Here is a 19,552-nt window from a genome sequence, read left to right as displayed (position 1 = left end):
CAGTCGTGACCAGCGTCGATGACTCCGACCTGACGTCAGCATTGCCGCCGTTGGCGGGACGTCGAAGGTGACCCGGCCTGGCAGGCCGTCCATGACCCGGAAAGTCGGCGGTGTGCTGCGGCTCGGTGCCGAGCACGGGGGAACTGCTGATTCAAGAGGACATGCGGGCCAGGGGCTGCGGCACCCGGTGCTGGGTACCGCAGCCCCTGGGATGTGACTCAGTCGGTCTGGCTGTTTGCTCGCTTGGGCAGGCAGAACATCAGGGCCCACATCAGGGCGAGGAGGCTGCCGACCCACCACAGCACGGTGACGAACGCGTCGCGGTTGACCGCGCCGTCGCGAGAGCCGCCGGTGATGGCGAAGAACACCACGGCGGTCAGCGCGGTGCCCAGCGCGATGCCCAGGTGAATGGCGGTGTTGAACAAGCCCGAGGCCGAACCGGCGTCCTCGTGCGGGACCCTGGCCAGCGACAAATCGGCGAGCGGGCCGGAGACCATACCCAGACCGAAGCCGATCAGCACCACCGGAGCGGTCATCGCCAGCAGGGTCAGATCGGCCTGGTGGCCGGCGATCTGAAGGCCGTAGGCGACCATCGCAGCGGTCGCGACGAGGGCTCCGGCCTGCGGCAGACGGCGAGCGAAACGTCCGGCGGTCTTCGCCGCGACCGTCGCGCCGCCCAGTTCTCCCACGGAGAGCAGCACGAAGGCCACGGCCGCCTCAAGCGGGCTCATGCCGAGACCGCGCTGCAAGTACAGCGTCCAGGTCATGAAGAACAGCCCGCACAGCAGGCCGTGCAGCAGGTCCGCGGCCATGCCCCCGGAGAACTGCCTGACCCGGAAGAGGGCCAGGGTCACCAGCGGGGCGTTGCCCTGCCTGCGCAGCTGGTGACGCAGGAAGACACCGAGGACGAGGACGCCGGCGGCGAGCATGGCGAAGCACCACAGCGGCCATCGGTGGGCGTGGCCCTCGGTGAGCGGGAAGAGGATCAGGACGATGGCCAGGCCGGACAGCAGCATCCCGACCAAGTCGAGCCGGTCGGCCTTGCGGACGGTCGACTCGGGGATGAATACGCGTCCGAGGAGGAGTACGGCCAGCCCGACGGGCACATTGACCAGGAAGATCGGCCGCCAGGACAGCCCGAACAGGTCGGCCTGGGTGAGCACGCCGCCCAGGACCGGGCCCAGGACGTTGGCGATGGCCAGGACAGCCCCGTACAAGCCGAACGCCTTGCTGCGGCTCTGGCCTTCGAAGGCGACGTGCATGGTCGCCAGGACCTGCGGGATCATCACCGCCACGCCGACGCCCTGGAGCAGGCGGGCACCGATCAGCACGCCCGGGCCGGTCGCCAGACCGCACAGCAGCGAGGCGGTGGTGAACACGACGGTGCCGACCAGCAGGATCCTGCGCCGGCCGTGGATGTCACCGAGTCGTCCGCCGGTGATCAGCCCGACAGCGACGGGCAGGGAATAGGCGGTGGTCAGCCACTGCACCGCGACCGGTCCGGCGCCGGTCGACTCCTGGATCGCGGGTAGGGCGGTCAGCACGACCGACTGGTCGAGCATGTTCATCATCTCGGCGGTCAGCAGCACCAAGAGGGCGATCCAGGCCCCCATGGCCATCTTCGAGAGTCCAGGTGACGGGTGGGTCGGGGGCTGGGTGGTGGTGTGCTCTGGCTCGTTGTCGAGCGCGGAGGAAGACAAAACGGGAACTCCTGATCCAAAGGAATCGAGGAGCTCTGCCGACAGCCGCACCGGGGCCAGAGAACACGGAACCCGGGGCAGACAGCAGAGCTGCACCCGGGAAGGAAAACTGCGGGGAACGGTGACGCAACTCAGGCCAGCGCGACGTCCGCCCCCGGACACGTGCGACAACACAGCACGCGGGGAACACGGACGACTACATGGCCTGGTTGATAGGACGTCACCCCAAGATCGACACACAGAAGGAACAGGAAATCCGGTCACTGCCACCGAAACCTCGGCACAGGAACCCGCCCACGTTACGACACCCCGGGCCCCGGCGCACATCAGATAGCGGCCCGCGCTCGCCGGTCCGACCGGCGCAAGGCCGAACCGCCGCTGTCGGAAACGATCCTTCGTCCAGCATCGCAAGCCGCGCGAAGCGGGGAGCCGTCGCAGCGCAGAGCGCCTGAGGCGCCGACCGTGTCAGTGGTCAGTGGCAGACTCGAAACCATGATGCCCAGGTCGAGATTCACACCGCTCCCGGACGAACAGTGGGAGTGCATCGAGCCCCTCCGCCCGCCGGCCGAGAGCCGTACGGGGCGAGCGGTCGGGGGCCTCGACGTGACCGTGGGCGGGCGTTGAGATGGCCGATTTGAAGGATGAACTGTCGCCGGAGCTCATCGGGCGTCTCGCGCGTGACCTCGCGGGTGGCTCGACCTCGTTCGACCGGACGGCGTTCGAGCAGCTCGCGGGCACCGGTATCGGTGACCTGGAGCTGAAGGCCCGTATCGACTGGATCGCCCGTGCCCTCGCGGCGACGATGCCGACGTCCCCCGAAGAAGCCGACCGGGTGATCCGTGGTGCCCTGGACAGCGGGGGTCTTACGGGGTGGGCTTCCATGCCCGTCAACGCATACGTCGCCTCGGCGCTGCTGGACCGGCCCGATGTCGCGCTGCCGCTGCTGGCCGCGCTCACTTCTCGCTACACCGCCGAGTTCGCCATCCGCCCGTTCGTCGAAGCCCACTACGAGGTCACGATGGACCAGCTCAGGGCATGGACCACCGACCCGGACGAACACGTTCGGCGGCTCGTCTCGGAGGGCACGCGCCCGCGGTTGCCCTGGGCGTCACAGCTCTCACGGTTCATCGCCGACCCCGCTCCCTCGCTGGCGCTCCTGGAGCCTCTCGTCAACGACGAATCACTCTACGTGCGCCGTTCCGTGGCGAACCACCTCAACGACATCAGCAAGGACCACCCCGACCTCGTCCTCGTCACCGCCCGGCGATGGCTGCGTCGCAGCACGCAGGGCGATTTCGTCGTACGCCACGGCCTGCGGACACTCGTCAAGCGAGGACACCCACAGGCTCTCGCGGTTCTCGGCTTCGATCACCATGCTCCGATCGAGATCACGGACCTCGCCTGCTCGCCCGCCACCATCTCCATCGGGGAGGCGACCACCGTCACCTTCACGCTGCACGCCACTGACCCGACGAGAGCGGCGATCGACTACATAGTCCACTACCAAGGGGTTCGCGGCCCCAAAGCAGGCAAGGTGTTCAAGCTGACCGCCCGGGACCTCCCCGCAGGCCAGGCGGTCCCCTTCTCACGCCGGCACCGGTTCGCGAGCCTCTCGGTCCGCACGATCCACCCCGGCCCGCACCGCATCGAAGTCCAGGCCAACGGACGCATCCTCGGCGCGACCGAAGTCCACGTCACCGCCGCCGAAACACCGCAAGGCCCAGCCTGAACCTGCTGAACGATGGTGCTGCGGGAGACGCCGAGGAGCTTCGCGATCGAGGTGACGCTGTCATTCGCGCTGCTGAGGCGGTGGTACCGGCGTGGGGAGCATGCGGATCGTGCCGGGTCGGCTCAGTCCACGGAGTTGCTGATTCTCCAGTTGTGCGAGGTGCAGGGCCCCGACGAGGGCTTCGACGTCGGCTTTCAGCTGCTGGACCTCGGCGGCGTCCGAGGCGCGTAGTTCCTTCAGTTTCGCGATCTGCTTGCGCAGTCGCTTCTCGCTGTCGGGGGCATCGCCACGTGTGCGGATCTGTTCGTAGAACTGGTTCTTGAGGTCGGTGTGGTGTTGGGTGAGGGCGTTTCGGGGAACGTCGGACTCGACGGCGAGGGCGACGATGGTCAGGGCTCCGTTGGAGCGTTCCGGACAGCCGGTGAGGATGCGGTGGCCGGCCGCGCGGATGCGGTCGCGTTCATCAGGGGCGGGTGTCACGAGCCGGTCTCCCGGCGAAGGGGGCGGGCGACTACACCTGGGCCGCCGCGGCCATCGGCGCGCAGAACGCCACCAGCTACCAACTGGCCACCGGGGAACCGGTGATGGCGATCGGCGGCTTCAACGGGAGCGACCCGTCACCGACGCTTGACCGGTTCAAGAAGTACGCGGAGGAAGGGCAGATCCACTACTTCGTCCAGGGCGGCGGTATGGGCGGCGGAACGGGTAGGGACGGCGGGGCCTCGTCCCTGATCTCCTCCTGGGTGACGGAGAACTTCACCGAGGTCACCGTCGGCAGCTCCACCTTCTACGACCTGACGCGGCCGCTCGGTTGACGGCGGGGCGTACGCGGTCGGGCTCAGAACCCGGCCGCGTACGTCCAGAAGTCCCGCATCACCCCGGGTGCGGTGGGTCCGCTCATCTCCATCTGGGAGAGCAGGACGGCGACCGTGCCCGTGGCGGGGATGACGTGGGCCGTGGTTCCGGTGCCGCCGACCCAGCCGTAGCGGCCCAGGACGTTCCACGGGGCCGTGATCTCGACGTCCACCGCGCCGCCGAATCCCCAGCCCTGGCCCTCCGTGAACAGGCCGCTCGCGGCGCGCTGCTCCGGGGTCAGGTGGTCGGTGAGCATCTGGCGGACCGACTCGGCGGTCAGCACCCGGCGGCCGTCGTCCGCCAGGCCCCCGGCGAGCAGCATCCGTCCGAAGGCGCACCAGTCGTCGGCGGTCGAGACGAGGCCCCCGGCGCCGGACGGGAAGGCGGGCGGGCCGCTCCACTGCCCGTCGGGGCCGTCCACCAGCTCGGGCGCGCCCGGCTTCCCGTCCGGCCCCGCCGCCCCGGCCCGGTAATAGCTGGTGAACCGGTCCAGCGCGGCGGGCTCCACGGCGAACCCGGTGTCCGTCATCCCGAGGGGGCCGAAGAGCCGCTCCGCCAGGTAGGCGGGCAGCGGGCGGTCGGCGACCCGGGCGATGAGGACCCCGAGGATGTCGGCGCACGTGTTGTAGAGCCAGCCGTCGCCCGGCTGGTGGAGCAGCGGGATACGGGACAGCGCGGTCATCCAGGCGTCCGGCGCGGGTACGGCCTGCGGCTGCGGAGGGCCCTGTTTCAGCTCGGCGAACAGCGGGGCGACGGCCGGGAGCGAGAAGTCGGACGGGAAGCCGTACCCGGCGCGGAAGGTCAGCAGGTCCAGGAGGGTGATCGGGCGGACCGCCGACACCACGTCGTCGACCGGGCTCCGCGGGGTCCGCACGACCAGCGGCGAGGACAGCTCGGGCAGCCACGCCGCGACCGGGTCCGCGGGGGCGATCAGGCCGTCCTCGACGAGCGTCATGGCGGCAGCCGCCACGATCGGCTTGGTGGTCGAGGCGATGCGGAAGAGCGAGTCCCGCCGTATCGGCGCGGAACCGGCGAGGCCCGCCGTACCGGCTGCCACGACCTCGACCCGTTCGCCCCGGGCGACCAGGGCCACCGCGCCCGGCATCGCTCCCTCGGCGATGTGGGCGTCGAGAAGTGCCCGCAGATCGCGCGGTTTGTTCGGGGGGTTCATGACCGGTTGTCCTCCGGGTGCGGTGCGGTGCGGTGCGGCATGGGCTTTGTGGGCTCTGTGGGCTTTGTGGGCTGTCGGGCAGGTGGGCAGGTGGGGACTCGGCGGTCCTCAGGAACTCATCGCTCCGTCCTCCGCAGCACCAGGTCCGCCACCACCGGCCGGTGGTCCGAGGCCACGCTCTCCGGCACCCACGTGCGCCGCACCTGGGCAGCGCTCGACACCGTCACGTAGTCGATCCGCTTGACCGGGTCCCGCGCGGGGAAGGTCGGCGCGCCCGGGTCGGCGTCCGTCAGCTCCCTCCACAGCGGGGCCAGCTCCGGGGCGCCCGGCTCCGCGTTGAGGTCGCCGAGGAGGATGCGCGGGCCCCGGTCCTCGGCCATGATCCGCCGGGTGTCGGCGACCTGGGCGACGCGTACGGCGGGGTCCGGGCGGTGGTCGAGGTGGGTCGCGTACACGTGGACGGGCAGGCCCCGCACCCGCACGACGACCTCGCCGAACCCCGGGGCCGGGGCCGGGACCGGGTTCGGGTCCTGGGTCGAGAGGCGGGTGATCTCGTGGTTCTCGGCGGCCAGGACGGGGTGCCGGGAGAGGATCGCCACCCCGTACTCCGCGCGCGGGCCGCCCGGCTCGGCCGGGTCAAGGCTGTAGATCGGCGCGAAGGACACGTACATGTTCAGCCGCCGGGCCAGCTCGCCCGCGAGGTCACGCCACCGGCTGCGTGCTCCCCAGTGCCGATCGACTTCCTGAAGTCCGATCACATCCGCGTCAAGCGACCGTAGTTCGGCCACCTGGCCGTCCAGGTCGAAGACGTGGTCCATGGTCGCCCCGGCGTGGATGTTGTACGTGGCGACGCGCAGCGGCACGGCGTCGGGGACGGTCTCGGATGCGGCGGCCGGTGTCTGCGTGAGTGTCGTGCCCAACAGCGCTGCCGCCGCCAGGAGTTGCGTCGTACGGCGACGGGGGCGGGATGACATGGCTCTCCAACCGGCCGGAAAATCGCGCACTTTGTCAGGTCTGAGTCGGAAACCGTAACCGCTCGGCCGCCCCGGGACCCGCCGGCGCGGCGGCGTGGCGGCGCGAAGATTCGACTTGTACGCCGTATAAGGACTGCTCTACGGTGTACACCGACCACGTCCTATACACCGTAGAGCCGCAGAGCCGTGGGGCCGCAGCCCCCCGGAGCTCAAGGAGCCCGCATGACGACGCCCGCCGCCGCACAGCGGCACGACCTCGCCCCCCAGGGGCACCCGCAGCGCTGGCTGATCCTCGGCGTCATCTGCCTGGCCCAGCTCACCGTGCTGCTCGACAACACCGTCCTCAACGTCGCGATCCCCTCCCTCACCACGGAACTCGACGCCTCCACCGCCGATGTGCAGTGGATGATCAACGCCTACTCGCTCGTCCAGTCCGGGCTGCTGCTCACGGCGGGCAGCTCCGCGGACCGCTACGGGCGCAAGAGGATGCTGATCGTGGGCCTCGCCCTGTTCGGCGTCGGGTCGCTGGTGGCGGGGCTCGCACAGTCCTCGGGTCGGCTCATCGCGGCCCGCGCCGGGATGGGCGTCGGCGGTGCGCTGCTGCTCACCACAACGCTCGCCGTCGTGGTGCAGATCTTCGACGACACCGAGCGGGTCAAGGCGATCGGGATCTGGTCGACGGTGAACTCCCTCGGCTTCGCGGCGGGTCCGCTGTTCGGCGGGTTCGTCCTCGACCACTTCTGGTGGGGCGCGATCTTCCTCATCAACATTCCGGTCGCCCTGATCGCTCTGGCCGCCGTCGTCCGGCTCGTACCGGAATGGAAGAACGCCCGGGGGGAGCGGCCCGACCTGCTGGGCGCGCTGCTCTCCACGATCGGCATGACCGCGGTCGTGTTCGCGATCATCTCCGGTCCGGAGCACGGCTGGGCGTCCGGCCGGGTGCTGCTGACGGCGTTCCTCGGGGTCGCGGTGCTCGCCGGGTTCGTGCTGTGGGAGCTGCGCATCCCGCACCCGATGCTCGATATGCACTTCTTCCGGAACCAGAAGTTCATCGGCGCGGTTGCGGGGGCGATCCTGGTCGCCTTCGGGATGGGAGGTTCGCTCTTCCTGCTCACCCAGCACCTCCAGTTCGTGCTCGGCTACGGGCCGTTGGAGGCCGGTCTGCGGACCGCCCCGATGGCGCTCACCGTGGTCGCCCTCAATCTGACGGGGCTGGGCGCCCGCCTGGTCGGCAGGCTGGGCACGCCCACCGTCATCGCGGCGGGGATGACCTCCCTGGCGGCCGGTCTCGCGGCCGTCGCGGTGCTCGGGCGCGGCGGATACGGCGGGATGCTGCTCGGGCTGGTCGTGATGGGGGCGGGGATCGCGCTGGCGATGCCCGCGATGGCCAACGCCATCATGAGCGCCATTCCGCCGGAGAAGGCCGGGGTCGGCGCGGGGGTCAACGGCACGCTCGCGGAGTTCGGCAACGGGCTCGGGGTCGCGGTGCTCGGCGCGGTGATGAACGCCCGGTTCGCCGCCCTCGTACCGGCCGCCGTCGGCGCGGGCTCACTGCCCGCCGCCCTGGCGTCCGCCGACGGCCCGGGCGAGCGCGAGCTGATCAAGGACGCCTTCGCCTCGGGCCTGGAGGTGAGCCAGCTGGCCGGTGCGGTCGCGGTGCTGGCGGGCGGCCTGCTCGCCGCGCTGCTGCTGCGCCGGGCCGCGCGGGCGGAGGCGGCGGCGGCGAAGACGGATGCGGTGGAGGCGGTTGACCAGGTGGAAAAGGCCGGGGACCGGGCAGGATCGACGGGACCGGCGGCATAGCATCGGATGGGACGCGCGTACCGGACCGTGAGCATCCGGTGCGCCGTCCCTCCGGCAGGCCCGCGCAAGACGAGGAGAGTGCGCCATGGTGTCCGCGTCCGACGGTGTGAAGAATCCCGCGCGGACCAGCGTCTGGCTGGACCGGCGGACGCCCTCGCGCTCCCGCAGGTCCGAGTCGCCGGCCGGCCTGGACCGCAACCGGATCACCGAGGCGTCGGTACGGCTGCTGGACGCCGAGGGCCTCGCCAGGTTCTCGATGCGCCGGCTCGCCGCCGAGCTGGACGTCACCGCGATGTCCCTCTACTGGTACGTCGACACCAAGGACGACCTCCTGGAGCTGGCGCTGGACTCGGTGTACGCCGAGATCACCCCGCCCGCGGAGGACGCCGACTGGCGGGTGCGGCTGCGTGAGTTCGCCCGCAGCTACCGCGAACTGCTCGTCCGCCACATCTGGATCTCCCCGCTGGCCGGGACCTTCCTCAACATCGGCCCGAACTCGATGCTGTGCTCGTACGCCGTCCAGGACATCATCCGGGCCACCGGCCTCCCGCTGGAGCGGCAGACGGGCGCGCTCTCGGCGGTCTCCCAGTTCGTGTACGGGTTCGGCACCGTCGAGGGCCACTTCAAGGCGCGGTGCGACGCGACCGGGATGACGCAGGACCAGTACCACCAGCAGGCGATGGGCACGATCCGGTCGCTGCCCCACCTGCGGCAGATCGTCGAGGCGTCCGACGCCCTGATGGCGGCCCGGGGCGGGGACACCGTCGAGGAGATGCGCGAGCGGGACTTCGTCTTCGCGCTGGACCTGCTGATCGCGGGCATCGAGGCGATGTGCGACCGGGCCTCCGCCGCGCCGGGGGAGGCCGCTCAGTAGCCGCGCCCCACGTCCACCGCCGCCTCAGGGCGGCGGCCAGCCGCCACGGCCTGCCAGCACGCGGCGAAGTCCACGGCCACGTCCTCGTCGGCGGTGATCCCCGCGGAGTGCGAGGTGATCACCGTACGGGGCAGCCGCCAGACCGGGTCGCCGGGTGCGGCCGGTTCCTCGGGCAGCACGTCCAGCACGGCCCCCCGTACCCCGCCGCCCCGCAGCGCCTCCTCCAGCGCCCCCAGGTCCACCGTCGCGCCCCGCCCCACACCGAGGAACGTCGCACCCCGCACCGCGCCGAACCGGTCGGCCCCGAAGAAGCCCTCCGTCGCCTCGGTCAACGGGAGCGTGGAGACCACCCACCGCGCCGCGCCCAGCGCCTCCCGGTCCGCGTCGGCCCCGATCACCCGGTCGAAGCACGCCGCGGGCCGCGGCGTGCGGGCGACGCCCACCGTGTGCACCCCGCAGGCCTGCAACAGCCGTCCGACGGCCGTACCGATCCGGCCGGTGCCGTAGATCAGCGCGGTCTGCCCGGCGGCGAGCTCCGAGGGGAGCCGCTGCCACTGCGCGCGGGCGTGCTGGGCGGTGAACTCCGGTACGGACTGGCACTCGGCGAGCACCCAGGCCAGGACGTACTGGGCGATCCGCTCGCCCATCCGGCCCACGGTCCGGGTCAGCAGTGCCCCGGCGGGCCAGTGCCCAGCCGAAAGGAGGGAGTCCGTACCGGCGTTGACGCTGCGGAACCACAGCAGCCGCTCCGTCCGCAGCGCCTTGGGCAGTGCGTCCCCCACGCACAGCAGCGGGGCGCCGGGCGGTGGCGGTACGTCGGTCAGGGGCTCCGCGCTCCGGCCGGTGATCCGCTCCAACTCCCCCACCAGGGAAGCGTTCAGGGCGGGCGCGACCAGGAGGCGCGCCCGCGCGAGGGCCCGGTGGGCGTCCCCCGTCACCGGGAACCCGTCCGCCCGGGCAGCGTCTCGCCCCGCACCGCCTGGATGTCCGGCCGGGACCAGCTCGCCGAAGGCGGACTCACCGGTCGGGCCGGGCGTCCCGGTGGCCGGTGCATCGCCCTGGACGCCGGTCACCGACCATCACGCCCTCCGGCGGGGACCGCTGCCTCCGCCCCGACGGGGGTGTCCGCGGTGACCGGCTCCTCGTCCGCCGTGTTCGTCTTCAGGGCGACCTCCTTGATGAAGATCGTCACGATGAAGGCGACGAGCGCGCACGGGGCGGCGTACAGGAAGACGTCGCCCACGCCGTGGCCGTACGCGGCCTCCATGACCAGGCGGAGCGGCTCGGGCAGCTTGTCCAGGTCGGGGATGCCCCCGCCGCCCGTACCGCCGTGGCCGAACGCCGCACCCTCGGGGCCGAGTTCGGCCAGGCCGTCCTTGACGTAGTGGGTGACCCGGTTGCCGAGGACCGCGCCGAGCGCCGAGACGCCGATCGCGCCGCCGAGGGAGCGGAAGAAGGTGACCACCGAACTCGCGGAGCCGAGATCCTCGGGGGCGACCTGGTTCTGTGTGGCGAGGACCAGGTTCTGCATCATCATGCCGATGCCGAGACCCATGACGAACATGTAGACGGCGACCTGCCAGTAGGCGGTGTCGTACCGGATCGTGCCGAGCATCCCGAGCCCCGCCGTGACCAGGAAGCCACCGCTGACCAGCCAGGCCTTCCAGCGGCCCGTCTTGGTGATGACCTGGCCGGAGATCGTCGACGAGAGGAAGAGGCCCGCGATCATCGGGATCGTCATGACACCGGACATCGTCGGCGACTTGCCGCGCGCCAGCTGGAAGTACTGGCTGAAGAAGACCGTGCCCGCGAACATCGCGATGCCGACGAACAGCGAGGCGACCGAGGCCAGGGTGATGGTGCGGTTGCGGAACAGGCGCAGCGGAATGATCGGCTCACTGGCCCGCGACTCGATGAGCACGAAGATCAGGCCGAGCAGCACCGAGCCCGCGACCATCACGTACGTCTGCCAGGACAGCCAGTCGTACTTGTCGCCCGCGAAGGTCACCCAGACCAGCAGCAGTGAGACGGCGGCGCTGATGAAGAACGCGCCCGACCAGTCGACCTTGACCTCGCGCTTGACGACCGGGAGCTTCAGGGTCTTCTGGAGCACGATCAGGGCGATGATCGCGAACGGCACGCCCACGTAGAAGCACCAGCGCCAGCCCATCCAGCTGGTGTCGGTGATGACACCGCCGAGCAGCGGGCCGCCGACGGTGGCGACGGCGAACACCGCGCCCAGGTAGCCGCTGTAGCGGCCGCGCTCGCGCGGGGCGATCATCGCGGCCATCACGATCTGCGCGAGGGCGGAGAGACCGCCGACGCCGATGCCCTGGACGACCCGGCAGGCGATGAGCATGCCGCTGCTGGTCGAGAGCCCGGCGACGACCGAGCCCAGCACGTAGATGATCAGGGCTATCTGGACCAGCAGCTTCTTGCTGAAGAGGTCCGAGAGCTTGCCCCAGAGCGGGGTGGTGGCGGTCATGGCCAGCAGTGAGGCCGTGACGACCCAGGTGTAGGCGCTCTGGCCGCCGCCGAGGTCGGAGATGATCTCCGGCAGGGCGTTGGAGACGACCGTCGACGACAGGATCGCGACGAACATGCCGAGCAGCAGCCCGGTCAGCGCTTCCATGATCTGCCGGTGCGTCATCGGCGTGCTGTCGGGGGCGCCGGAGCCGCTGTGACCTCCGCGGCCGCCATGGCCTCCGTGCTTGGCGTGGCCGCCCCGCACACCGGTCGGTGTGGTCGTAGCCATTGAGTTCCTTATCCGTGCGTATTCGCTTCTGTTACACAGGTGTACGGGTGTGAGTGCCGGTACGGGTGCGGCACCCTCCGGTGTGGCTTCCGGGGGCGCAGCCGTCCGACCCGCGGCAGGCGAAGCTGTCGCGCAGCCGGGACAGCAGCGCGTTCAGCTGTCCGACGTCGTCGTCGGACCAGTCCGCGAGGTTCCGGGCGAACATCTCGGTGACCCGTCCGCTCAGCTCGTCGAGCTGCGCGCGCCCGTCGGGGGTCAGCCGCAGGATGCGGGACCGCTTGTCCGCCGGGTCCGGGGACCGTTCGATCCAGCCGTGCTCGGCCACATGGGCCACATGGCGGCTGGTCACCGACATGTCCACGGCCAGCAGCTCGGCGAGCCTGCTGATCCGCATCTCGCCGTGCCGGTCCAGGAGCGTCAGTACGGCGGCGGAACCGCCGGGACACTCGGGGGGCAGGGCGCGGGTGAGCCCCCGTTTGACGGCCCCGACGGCGCTGAGCTGCCGGGCCAGTTCCTCGTAACTACTCCGTGCGGCCACTGGAGCCCCCAACGCGTCGGCGCATAGGTGGTTGGCGCATATGTTGTTGCTTAGGGCAACCATAGAAGCCGTTGGTTGCTACAGGCAAACGAAAACGGGCTTGCAGAAGTAAAGGAACGCAAAAGCCTCCGTAGGCTGTGGGTCAAGGCCCGGCGGGGCCCTGCTGGACGGCTCCGGAGCGGCCCCGGGGGTTGGGCCGGAGGCCCGGGTTCGCTAGGGTCCTGCCCCATGGCACACAACCCCCACGCCCCCCAGCCGGGCCCCGAGGGCAACCACGACCCGGCGGGCAGCACGCAGATGTTCCGCGCTTTTGTCGACGAGGGGGAGCCGCAGCAGCGCCAGCGGCCCGCGGCGACCTCGGCCGGGCCGAGAGCCGGGGTGATCGCGGCCGTGATCGCGGCCGTCCTCGTCCTCGGCGCGGTGGCCTGGCTCGCACTGGGCTGACGAACCGTCCGGCTCGCACTGGGCTGAGCAACCGTTCGGCCTACGGGCCCCGGGCCGCGCGTACGCGTGACCCGGGGCCCGCGGTCATTTCCAGACGGCGGACACGTCCTGGGTCTCGACGCGCATCCCCAGGGGGACCCGCCAGGAATCCACGCACACGGTGTACGTCTCCGTCCGCGCCGCACCCGCGCCGATGGGGGCGGGCAGCGGCTGGGCCGTCCTGATCGTCGCCCAGTCGACACCGAGCGCGCCGATGATGTGCGTCGCGAAGGTGACGGTCCCTGAACGCGCCGGGGAGCCACCGGTGTTGCGGAACTCCACGGTCACCTTCTCGCACCACCGCCGGTCCGCCGCCGCGCGCTGCGGGGCGCTCAGCTTCAGCACGGCCGGGCCCGGGGGCGGGGCCGGGGGCGTCGGGGCGGGAGTGCTGGGCGTACCGGGCCCGGAGGGCCGACCGCCGCTGCCGCCACCCGGTTCGGGCGTCCTCGGCGGCGCCGGGGCGTCGGGCCGTCCGGCGGACGGTGACCCGGAACCGCCGCCGGAGGGCTTCGCGCTCGGCCGCCCGGCGGAAGCGCCCCCCTGGCCGCCGGGTGTCCGCGTGCTCTCACCGCCGCCGCTGTCGGGGCCGCCCTGAGCGCCCGCCTCCGGCGACGGGGGCGAGGCCCGGCCCTTACCGGAACCCGGGCCGTCGCCCGGCCCCTCTCCGGGGCGTCCCGCGCCCCGGCCGCCGTCTCCGTCGAGCGGGGTCAGCGCGACCTCCCCCGAGGGCTGCCCGGACCCCTCGGGCGGCCGCTTACCGCCCTCGGCCGCCGCGCCCACGGCCACGTAGCCCTCGTTCCCGTCCGGGCCGCCCGCGCAGGCGGTCAGCGCACCGCCCAGACACAGCGCGGCCGCCGAGGCGACGATCGCGCTGCCCCGGCGGCCGGTGAAGCCGAACGCCTGACGTGCCTGACGAGTCTTACGCATATGACGGCGCATCGCGCCAGTGTGGCTGACGGTCCGTCAAATATGAACCCTCATGAACAGGATCGGTCCACGGGCTCAGTCGGCGATGAGTCCTTCCCTGAGCTGCGCGAGCGTACGGGTCAGCAGCCGGGAGACGTGCATCTGGGAGATGCCGACCTCCTCGCCGATCTGCGACTGCGTCATGTTCGCGAAGAACCGCAGCATGATGATCTGGCGCTCGCGCGGGGCCAGTTTGGCCAGCAGCGGCTTCAGCGACTCGCGGTACTCCACGCCCTCCAGCGCCGAGTCCTCGTACCCGAGGCGGTCGGCGAGTGAGCCCTCGCCGCCGTCGTCCTCGGGCGAGGGGGAGTCGAGCGAGGAGGCGGTGTACGCGTTGCCGACGGCGAGACCGTCGACCACGTCCTCCTCGGAGACCCCGAGCGCGCGGGCGAGCTCCGGGACGGTCGGCGAGCGGTCGAGCTTCTGGGCGAGCTCGTCGCTGGTCTTGGTCAGCGCGAGCCGCAGCTCCTGGAGGCGCCGGGGGACCCGGACCGACCAGGAGGTGTCGCGGAAGAAGCGCTTGATCTCGCCGACGACGGTGGGCATCGCGAACGTGGGGAACTCCACGCCCCGTTCGCAGTCGAACCGGTCGATCGCCTTGATCAGGCCGATCGTGCCGACCTGGACGATGTCCTCCATCGGTTCGTTGCGGCTCCGGAACCGCGCCGCGGCGTAACGCACCAGCGGGAGGTTGAGCTCGATCAGTGTGTCCCGCACGTAGGTCCGCTCCGGGCTGTCCGTTCCCTCGGGACCCGAGGCGGGACCGAGCGCGGCGAGCCGCAGGAACAGGGAGCGGGAGAGAGTGCGGGTGTCGATGGCTTCCGGCGAGCTGGTGAGCACGGCGGGTGCCGGCACGCTCTTCGTGAGCGTGAGCACCTTCGAGCTGCCCTGTTCTGCGGACATGCCACCCCCTTGAGGTCGCGGACGGTCGCGGTGGCCGCGACCATCGGAGGAACGCAGCCTCCACCTGAATACCGGAGGCGGGGCTGCGGCAAACGCGCTTCGAGCAGAATGTCACATGTCGGCAACGCGCTGTAGTGACATGTCGACAAGTCAGCGCCGAATCCGCCCTGGAAACAGGGGGTGCAGGGCTTTTGTGCCGTCAGAACTTCTCTCTGGACGGTCTACCCGTTCCGGTTACGCCTCGATCCTGTTTGCGGATCTCAGTCGGGCGAAACTTCGGGCCAGGAGCCTTGACACGTGCATCTGCGAGACGCCCAGCTCCGCGCTGATCTGGGACTGCGTCAAGTTGCTGTAGTAGCGCAGGAGAAGGATGCGCTGCTCGCGCTCGGGGAGCTGGACGAGGAGGTGGCGTACGAGGTCGCGGTGCTCGACGCCCGCGAGCGCGGGGTCCTCGTAGCCGAGCCGGTCGAGGAGGCCGGGCAGTCCGTCGCCCTCCTGGGCCGCCTCCAGCGAGGTCGCGTGGTAGGAGCGTCCGGCCTCGATGCAGGCCAGTACCTCGTCCTCGGAGATCTTCAGCCGCTCGGCGATCTCGCCGGTGGTCGGGGAGCGGCCGTGAGCGGTCGTCAGGTCCTCGGTGGCGCCGGTGACCTGGACCCAGAGCTCGTGCAGCCGACGGGGGACGTGGACGGTGCGCACGTTGTCGCGAAAGTAACGTTTGATCTCGCCGACGACGGTGGGCATCGCGAAGGTGGGGAACTGGACCCCGCGCTCCGGATCGAACCGGTCGATCGCGTTGATCAGGCCGATGGTGCCGACCTGGATGACGTCCTCCATCGGTTCGTTGCGGCTGCGGAACCGCGCCGCGGCGTACCGGACGAGGGGGAGGTTGGCCTCGATGAGGGCGGCCCGGACCCGGCGGTGTTCCGGGGTGCCCGGCTCCAGGTCCTTGAGCTGGCCGAAGAGGACCTGGGTGAGCGCCCGGGTGTCCGCGCCGCGGGCTCTGGCGGGGGTGACGGAGGGATCCGGGGTCTCGGTCTGGACGTCCTGGAGGTCCTCGGTCTGGACGTTCTGGGGAGGCACTTGAGGCGCTGTACTGGCCGGCACGGTGACGCCACCCCTTTGCGGTCAACTACGGTCAACTCATCCGTCAAAAGCGGTCATAGCATCACAAGACATGTCCACTGTGTGCAAGCACCGCAAAACACCGTGTTGACCCCGTAAACCAATTAATCGCACGACAAAACCCCCCGCCTGAACGGCGAGGGGTCGACGCGGCCGGGGCGGGCCGGGGGCGGGGAGCGGTCAGAAGGGGTAGTCCGCGATCACCCAAGTGGCGAATTCCCGCCACTGTCCCGCGGCCGCCTGGTGGGCCGGGTGCTCGATGTAGCGCTTGAGGGCGTCCTCGTCGGCGACGGCGGAGTTGATGGCGTAGTCGTACGCGATCGGCCGGTCGGTGATGTTCCAGGCGCACTCCCAGAACTCCAGCTCGGGGATCTGTCCCGCCAGCTCGCGGAAGGCCCGGTCGCCGACGACCACCCGCGGGTCGTCGCGCTCGACGCCCTCGTTGAGCTTGAAAAGGACCAGGTGGCGGATCATGGCTATCCCTATTCCCGCTTCTTCTCTACGTGGGCTGCTTGAGCTACTTGACCAGTTCGGTCATGAAGTCGCCGACGCTCTGGGCGGCGCTGGAAACGCCCTCGAACCCTACCCCCACGAGCTCGGCGGACCGCTTGGGTGAGGTGATGATCGTGTACAGCACGAAGACCACCAGTATGTAGAGCGCGATCTTCTTCGCTTGCGCCACTTGTCCTTGCCTCCCCGTAGACCCCGCCGGTGCCCCGCCCGCAGCCCTGTGCGATCGGGCGATTGTATCCGCACGTTTGGCCGTATCCCGTGGCCGCTTCCCGCCGTCGGCCCGATCACTGACGCGGCCTTTAAGGACCTACGGCCCGGCCATCGAGGCCTTTTGCCCGCCCGTACGGCCCGGTGGTGCGCGGCAGGATGGATACCGAGCCCGACGGACCGGCAGGAACCGGAGGGCCGGAACGGGGCCTCTCTGCGGGTCCCCGCCGCGCGATACCCCCTGACCGCGGCGGGGGCCGGCAGGCCCTGTTCCCGCCGGGGGAAGCGGCTTGTCCCCCCGATGCCGCTTCCCCCGACCTACTCGCCGGGACCCGGGCACCTCCTCGTGCCCGGGTCCTGGTTCTCCGGTCCCTGTGGGTCTCCGCCCCTGGGCCGATGACTCCTGGGCGCATACCGGCGATCATGGTGGCCTCACTGGCCTGGCCGAGGAGGAACGATGCAGATCGCACCGGTGGACTGGGTGGAGATTCCGGCCGGAGTGCTCCGGCGGGGCACCCCGGCCGATGACATCGCGCTGGTGGCCGAGCGCTATGCCGGCACCCGGGTGCCGGAGGCGTGGTACCGCAAGGAGGCTCCGAGCGCCGAGCTCCGCGTCCCCGCCTTCCGGATCGCCCGTACCCAGGTCACCGCCGGTCAGTGGGCCCTCTTCGCCGCCGCCACCGGCAGGCCCGCTCCCCGGGGCCCCGAGGACCATCCGGTCATCGGCGTGAGCTGGGACGAGGCGAGCGCCTACTGCCGCTGGCTGGGCGAGCGGACCGGTGACCCGGGCGTCCGGCTGCCCACGGAGGACGAGTGGGAGCGGGCCGCACGCGGGGACGACGGCCGGGAGTTCCCCTGGGGCGACGAGTACCGCACGGGGCTGGCCAACCTGGTGGACCTCGGCCTCGGCACGACCACCCCGGTCGGCTCGTTCCCCGAGGGGGCCAGCCCCTTCGGCGTCCTGGACATGGCGGGCAACGCCGACGAGTGGACCTCCACGCTGTACGCCCCCTACCCCGGCGCCCCCGCGGACGTGCCGCAGGTCGAGGACTGGGCCTTCGACCCCCACATCACCCGCGGCGGCGCGTTCCGCCACGACGTGGACCTGGCCCGCTGCGCCCGCCGCCACGGCGCCTACGAGAAGGACCTGGCCACCATCGGAGTCGGTTTCCGCCTGGCGGCGTCGGCCCGCGTCGCCGGGTAGCCCCGGCCCTAGGGCCGCCCCGGTCAGCCCGCGCCGGCCAGGAGTTCGGCGGCGGCGATGCCGGAGACCCGGGTCGCGCCGTGCGTCGTCACGTGCACGGCCCCCGGGCGGTCGCCGCCGGGCACGCCCATCTCGACGACCAGCGCGTCCGGGCGGTGGCGCAGGAGACCGGTCAGGGCCTGCGACATCCAGCCGTAGCGGGCCGCGTCGCGCACCACGACGACCAGCGCGCGTCCGGTGGCGGGTGCGAGCGCGGCCCGGTCCAGCAGGTCCTTCTCGCTCCGGAGTTCCGACTCGCCGAGGCGTACGGACGTGGTGCCGGGCCGCAGCGCGCGCAGCGGCCCGGCCACGCCCCACGGGGTGGAGCCGTCGATGGCGAGGTTCGTCACGGGGGACAGCTCGACCACGTGGGCGTCCCCCACGAGCGGGAAATCGGCCCGGGCGTCCTGGTTGCGGTGGACGGTGACCGCGCGCCGGGCGGCCACCAGGCCGATGCCGGCGGTCCGGCCGTCGGGGGCGGCGTCCCGGGCCAGCTTGGCGGACCAGGCGGCGAAGTCCTGTACGCGGGAGGCCGCTTCGGTCAGCCGCTCCTCGGGAATGGTGCCGTCCAGGACGGCGCGCACGATCGCGTCGGCCAGCTCGACGGTGGTGGACTCCTCGGCGCTCTCGCCGCCGACGCACACCGCGTCGCAGCCCCCGGCCACGGCCTTCACGGTCGCGCCCGCGATGCCGTAGCGGTCGGAGACGGCGCCCATCTCGATGCCGTCGGTCACGACCAGGCCGGTGAAGCCGAGTTCGTCGCGGAGCAGGTCGTTGATGATCTTCTGGCTGAGGGTGGCGGGCAGCTCGCCGTCGTACGCCGGGGTGAGCATGTGCGCGGTCATGACCGTGCGGACACCCGCTTCCATGGCCGCGATGAACGGCGGCAGGGCGGTCCGGGCGATCACGGAGGCGTCCGCCCCGGCCCGCGGCAGACCGTGGTGGGAGTCGACGTTGGTGTCGCCGTGGCCGGGGAAGTGCTTGGCGCAGGCGGCGACACCGGCGGACTGGAGGCCGCGGATCCAGGCGGCGGTGTGGCGGGAGACGACCTCGGTGCGCGGGCCGAAGGAGCGGACGCCGATCACCGGGTTCATCGGGTTGGAGTTCACGTCGGCGCTGGGCGCGTAGTTCAGCGAGACGCCGACCTCGCGCAGAGCCCGGCCGATGTCGCGGGCGACCTGCTCGGTGAGGTCGATGTCGTCGATGGCGCCGAGGGCGAGGTTGCCGGGCCAGGAGGAGCCGTCGCGCGCTTCGAGGCGGGTGACGTCGCCCGCCTCCTCGTCGATGGCGACGATCAGGTCGGGGTTCTCGGCGCGCAGCGACGCGGTGAGCGCGGCGACCTGCTCGGGCGTCTCGATGTTGCGCCCGAACAGGACGACGGAGCCGAGGCCTTCGCCGACCCTGCGGAGCAGCCAGTCCGGTGCGGTGGTCCCGACGAAGCCCGGCTGGAGCACGGAGTTGGCCAGCCTCATGAGGGCGGGGTGGCTGTTCTCTGCCATGAAGATCCTCAAGCTCGGGCACGATGCGGGGCCGAGGGAAATGCGTACCCCCGCGGCAATGGTGCAGGATGAAGGGGATGTTGGCCTATACCAATCTTCAGTGTCAAGGCAACCGTTCGCCGAAGCGGCGGCTGACCCGCGGGTTTCCCCTTCCCGTCCACACTGCCTGATGGGTCGTCATGTCCTTTTGCGCTGTTGATCGATACGGGTTGACGCC

17 protein-coding genes and 2 pseudogenes are annotated in these 19,552 nt (G+C 71.2%); 6 read left to right on the top strand and 13 right to left on the bottom strand.

Features of this window, described 5'->3' with window-relative positions:
• Nucleotides 1–218: 218 nt before the first annotated feature.
• A complete protein-coding gene (locus CIB93_RS11180; protein WP_096626623.1) occupies nucleotides 219–1,700 on the bottom strand; it encodes an MFS transporter in 1,482 nt (493 codons plus the stop codon).
• Nucleotides 1,701–2,325: 625 nt separating this feature from the next.
• Between CIB93_RS11180 and CIB93_RS11175 the strand changes: the two genes are divergently transcribed.
• Nucleotides 2,326–3,429 carry a DNA alkylation repair protein gene (locus tag CIB93_RS11175; RefSeq protein WP_096626622.1) on the top strand — a complete coding sequence of 368 codons (1,104 nt, stop codon included), beginning with the start codon at nucleotides 2,326–2,328 and terminating at the stop codon, nucleotides 3,427–3,429.
• A 60-nt stretch (nucleotides 3,430–3,489) separates the two neighbouring features.
• On the opposite strand, the gene CIB93_RS11170 is transcribed toward CIB93_RS11175, so the two are convergent.
• Nucleotides 3,490–3,909 (bottom strand): hypothetical protein, encoded by a 420-nt coding sequence (locus CIB93_RS11170; RefSeq protein WP_096626621.1) that lies wholly within the window; start codon nucleotides 3,907–3,909, stop codon nucleotides 3,490–3,492.
• Between the two features lie 8 nt (nucleotides 3,910–3,917).
• Here CIB93_RS11170 and CIB93_RS11165 point away from each other — a divergent pair.
• Nucleotides 3,918–4,244, top strand: a pseudogene (locus CIB93_RS11165) (glycosyl transferase); the annotation flags it as partial.
• Between the two features lie 23 nt (nucleotides 4,245–4,267).
• Here CIB93_RS11165 and CIB93_RS11160 read toward each other — a convergent pair.
• The gene (locus CIB93_RS11160) at nucleotides 4,268–5,455 is read right to left on the bottom strand and encodes a serine hydrolase (protein WP_096626620.1); all 1,188 of its coding nucleotides are present in this window, start codon (nucleotides 5,453–5,455) and stop codon (nucleotides 4,268–4,270) included.
• A gap of 116 nt (nucleotides 5,456–5,571) precedes the next feature.
• On the bottom strand, nucleotides 5,572–6,429 hold the full coding sequence (locus CIB93_RS11155) for an endonuclease/exonuclease/phosphatase family protein (protein WP_096626619.1): 858 nt from the start codon (nucleotides 6,427–6,429) through the stop codon (nucleotides 5,572–5,574).
• A gap of 222 nt (nucleotides 6,430–6,651) precedes the next feature.
• Between CIB93_RS11155 and CIB93_RS11150 the strand changes: the two genes are divergently transcribed.
• Both CIB93_RS11150 and CIB93_RS11145 read left to right on the top strand, forming a co-directional pair.
• Nucleotides 6,652–8,232, top strand: a complete 1,581-nt coding sequence (locus CIB93_RS11150) for an MFS transporter (RefSeq protein ID WP_096626618.1) — start codon at nucleotides 6,652–6,654, stop codon at nucleotides 8,230–8,232.
• An 85-nt stretch (nucleotides 8,233–8,317) separates the two neighbouring features.
• A complete protein-coding gene (locus CIB93_RS11145; RefSeq protein WP_096626617.1) occupies nucleotides 8,318–9,106 on the top strand; it encodes a TetR/AcrR family transcriptional regulator in 789 nt (262 codons plus the stop codon).
• On the opposite strand, the gene CIB93_RS11140 is transcribed toward CIB93_RS11145, so the two are convergent.
• The 3 genes and pseudogenes from CIB93_RS11140 to CIB93_RS11130 all read right to left on the bottom strand — a co-directional run bounded on the left by CIB93_RS11140 (nucleotide 9,100) and on the right by CIB93_RS11130 (nucleotide 12,399).
• Nucleotides 9,100–10,044, bottom strand: a complete 945-nt coding sequence (locus CIB93_RS11140; protein ID WP_096626643.1) for an NAD(P)-dependent oxidoreductase — start codon at nucleotides 10,042–10,044, stop codon at nucleotides 9,100–9,102. The genes CIB93_RS11145 and CIB93_RS11140 overlap by 7 nt on opposite strands.
• A 152-nt stretch (nucleotides 10,045–10,196) precedes the next feature.
• Nucleotides 10,197–11,861 (bottom strand): annotated as a pseudogene (locus CIB93_RS11135) (MDR family MFS transporter); the annotation flags it as partial.
• 31 nt (nucleotides 11,862–11,892) lie between these two features.
• Nucleotides 11,893–12,399: a MarR family winged helix-turn-helix transcriptional regulator gene (locus CIB93_RS11130; RefSeq protein WP_096626616.1), complete on the bottom strand. Its 507-nt coding sequence runs from the start codon at nucleotides 12,397–12,399 to the stop codon at nucleotides 11,893–11,895.
• 228 nt (nucleotides 12,400–12,627) lie between these two features.
• Here CIB93_RS11130 and CIB93_RS11125 point away from each other — a divergent pair, with 228 nt between their 5' ends.
• Nucleotides 12,628–12,843, top strand: a complete 216-nt coding sequence (locus CIB93_RS11125; RefSeq protein WP_096626615.1) for a hypothetical protein — start codon at nucleotides 12,628–12,630, stop codon at nucleotides 12,841–12,843.
• Nucleotides 12,844–12,927: 84 nt separating this feature from the next.
• On the opposite strand, the gene CIB93_RS11120 is transcribed toward CIB93_RS11125, so the two are convergent.
• The 5 genes from CIB93_RS11120 to CIB93_RS37835 all read right to left on the bottom strand — a co-directional run bounded on the left by CIB93_RS11120 (nucleotide 12,928) and on the right by CIB93_RS37835 (nucleotide 16,555).
• A complete protein-coding gene (locus CIB93_RS11120) occupies nucleotides 12,928–13,809 on the bottom strand; it encodes a hypothetical protein (protein WP_096626614.1) in 882 nt (293 codons plus the stop codon).
• Nucleotides 13,810–13,884: 75 nt separating this feature from the next.
• A complete protein-coding gene (locus tag CIB93_RS11115; protein ID WP_096626612.1) occupies nucleotides 13,885–14,751 on the bottom strand; it encodes an RNA polymerase sigma factor SigF in 867 nt (288 codons plus the stop codon).
• Nucleotides 14,752–14,985: 234 nt separating this feature from the next.
• Nucleotides 14,986–15,831, bottom strand: coding sequence for an RNA polymerase sigma factor SigF (locus CIB93_RS11110; RefSeq protein WP_373558735.1), 846 nt, complete (start codon nucleotides 15,829–15,831; stop codon nucleotides 14,986–14,988).
• A gap of 222 nt (nucleotides 15,832–16,053) precedes the next feature.
• Nucleotides 16,054–16,347 carry a Dabb family protein gene (locus CIB93_RS11105; RefSeq protein WP_096626608.1) on the bottom strand — a complete coding sequence of 98 codons (294 nt, stop codon included), beginning with the start codon at nucleotides 16,345–16,347 and terminating at the stop codon, nucleotides 16,054–16,056.
• A 43-nt stretch (nucleotides 16,348–16,390) separates the two neighbouring features.
• Nucleotides 16,391–16,555, bottom strand: a complete 165-nt coding sequence (locus tag CIB93_RS37835) for a hypothetical protein (RefSeq protein ID WP_179500057.1) — start codon at nucleotides 16,553–16,555, stop codon at nucleotides 16,391–16,393.
• A gap of 495 nt (nucleotides 16,556–17,050) precedes the next feature.
• Between CIB93_RS37835 and CIB93_RS11100 the strand changes: the two genes are divergently transcribed.
• A complete protein-coding gene (locus CIB93_RS11100; RefSeq protein WP_096626606.1) occupies nucleotides 17,051–17,797 on the top strand; it encodes a formylglycine-generating enzyme family protein in 747 nt (248 codons plus the stop codon).
• Between the two features lie 23 nt (nucleotides 17,798–17,820).
• Here CIB93_RS11100 and CIB93_RS11095 read toward each other — a convergent pair whose 3' ends face one another.
• Complete coding sequence (locus tag CIB93_RS11095; RefSeq protein ID WP_096626604.1) at nucleotides 17,821–19,335, bottom strand: glycoside hydrolase family 3 protein; 1,515 nt, start codon at nucleotides 19,333–19,335, stop codon at nucleotides 17,821–17,823.
• Nucleotides 19,336–19,552 lie beyond the last annotated feature (217 nt).

The sequence above is a fragment of the Streptomyces sp. WZ.A104 genome, assembly GCF_002382885.1.
GTDB lineage: Bacteria > Actinomycetota > Actinomycetes > Streptomycetales > Streptomycetaceae > Streptomyces.
Note: the sequence above shows the minus strand (reverse complement) of the source record. Positions and strands in the feature narration are given on the sequence as shown.

Bases quoted from the DNA above. Each gene is read 5' to 3' on its own strand.
- CIB93_RS11175 (WP_096626622.1), top strand. From the start codon at position 2,326: ATGGCCGATTTGAAGGATGAACTGTCGCCGGAGCTCATCGGGCGTCTC.
- CIB93_RS11160 (WP_096626620.1), bottom strand. From the start codon at position 5,455: ATGAACCCCCCGAACAAACCGCGCGATCTGCGGGCACTTCTCGACGCC.
- CIB93_RS11155 (WP_096626619.1), bottom strand. From the start codon at position 6,429: ATGTCATCCCGCCCCCGTCGCCGTACGACGCAACTCCTGGCGGCGGCA.
- CIB93_RS11150 (WP_096626618.1), top strand. From the start codon at position 6,652: ATGACGACGCCCGCCGCCGCACAGCGGCACGACCTCGCCCCCCAGGGG.
- CIB93_RS11145 (WP_096626617.1), top strand. From the start codon at position 8,318: ATGGTGTCCGCGTCCGACGGTGTGAAGAATCCCGCGCGGACCAGCGTC.
- CIB93_RS11125 (WP_096626615.1), top strand. From the start codon at position 12,628: ATGGCACACAACCCCCACGCCCCCCAGCCGGGCCCCGAGGGCAACCAC.
- CIB93_RS11120 (WP_096626614.1), bottom strand. From the start codon at position 13,809: ATGCGTAAGACTCGTCAGGCACGTCAGGCGTTCGGCTTCACCGGCCGC.
- CIB93_RS11115 (WP_096626612.1), bottom strand. From the start codon at position 14,751: ATGTCCGCAGAACAGGGCAGCTCGAAGGTGCTCACGCTCACGAAGAGC.
- CIB93_RS11105 (WP_096626608.1), bottom strand. From the start codon at position 16,347: ATGATCCGCCACCTGGTCCTTTTCAAGCTCAACGAGGGCGTCGAGCGC.
- CIB93_RS11100 (WP_096626606.1), top strand. From the start codon at position 17,051: ATGCAGATCGCACCGGTGGACTGGGTGGAGATTCCGGCCGGAGTGCTC.
- CIB93_RS11095 (WP_096626604.1), bottom strand. From the start codon at position 19,335: ATGGCAGAGAACAGCCACCCCGCCCTCATGAGGCTGGCCAACTCCGTG.